The sequence below is a fragment of the Microcoleus sp. K5-D4 genome (genome assembly GCF_036704575.1).
In the GTDB taxonomy this organism is placed as follows: Bacteria; Cyanobacteriota; Cyanobacteriia; order Cyanobacteriales; family Microcoleaceae; genus Microcoleus.
Genome location: NZ_JAUBSD010000225.1, coordinates 1 through 1,158 on the forward strand (window position 1 = coordinate 1; position 1,158 = coordinate 1,158).

Below are 1,158 nucleotides of genomic sequence, written 5' to 3' on the forward strand. Positions count from 1 at the left end.
GAGAAGATTCTTGTGTAGCTTGCGGGTAATCCTCTACCCATTTCAGGGTTAGTTTCTACCCAACGAATCGCACTCCTGTTCTGAACCCATAACTCCGGGCGTGGAAAGTTGCTTCGTGTGCTGGCTCTAAAGCGTATTTTGCGAGGCATTGCCAAGCTCTATCTGCGATAGTAGGTATCTTAAGGAGGCGGGTACTCCCATCCTTTTTGGGGATTGGTATTGAACGTAACTTCTGGTGTTTCCAGTTGTTACTTTTTGTTCTGAGTTCTTCACTCAGTGCAAACCTTTCCTCAAATGTGACTGAGGTTTTTCCATCGATTCCCGCAGTCTTTTTGCCAGCATTTAGTTGAGTTACTTGACGTATTGCCCACATCCTTGCAGCCGTGGATTTCAGAATTAGCTTTTGAAGGGACTTTGCTTTCTGCTTGTCTCCAGCTTGAATCGCTTTATACACTCGCTTTTGAAGGCGGAATAAATCACGGCGGAATTTCTTCCACGGTAACGTTTTCCAAGATTCACTAACATTTCTGTTGTGTCTAATCATGCTCTGCTCTAGTTTGTGTACTCTGAACACCTTGCAGCAATTACGCTGCATCCTACCCGGACTGAGGGGATTCCGCTGCTCGTCTAGCCTACAAAAGGGTTCGACTTCCCCTAGACCCTCAGTTCGTTTTTCTTCGTTCCCTCGGGCGTGATTAATTGTTCCTTTAGGTGTAGCCAATTTAACTACTGGATTCCCTAGACTCTTGCCGATATTGAGTAGAAATTCGGCGGGAATGATCTCCAGTGGAGTCGGGATTTTTGGTCTGCGACCCGCTCTGACATAAGTTACTTTTCTAGGCTCAGTTTCACCATTGGAATTCCCCATTAGCGCCAGTGTCATCCCACATTAAATGTCTGATTGCGCCCTGTTCCCAGCTTCACTCTCCAAGAATCGAGCTTGGTCGGTGTGGGCAGTTAGGGAGTCATACCTGAGTCTGGCAGAAGGGGCTTGCACCCTTATCAGACCGAGAGTTCAGCCTTGTGGCTGGAGGAGTTATGTACGGACTTTCACCGTGATTCACTCTTCAACGAATCGCACCTACTCTGGTCATATAAGTTTTACAGACAATTTGGTCTCCATCTGGAATAAACATGGGATAAACTGGCCATCCATCT

General features: G+C 46.7%; 1 protein-coding gene and 1 pseudogene. Both read right to left on the minus strand.

What is annotated here, in order from left to right:
- Nucleotides 1-55: 55 nt before the first annotated feature.
- Complete coding sequence (locus tag QUA77_RS29170; protein WP_333454118.1) at nt 56-544, minus strand: reverse transcriptase N-terminal domain-containing protein; 489 nt, start codon at nt 542-544, stop codon at nt 56-58.
- A 538-nt stretch (nt 545-1,082) separates the two neighbouring features.
- Nucleotides 1,083-1,158: pseudogene (locus QUA77_RS29175) on the minus strand (IS1 family transposase); the annotation flags it as partial.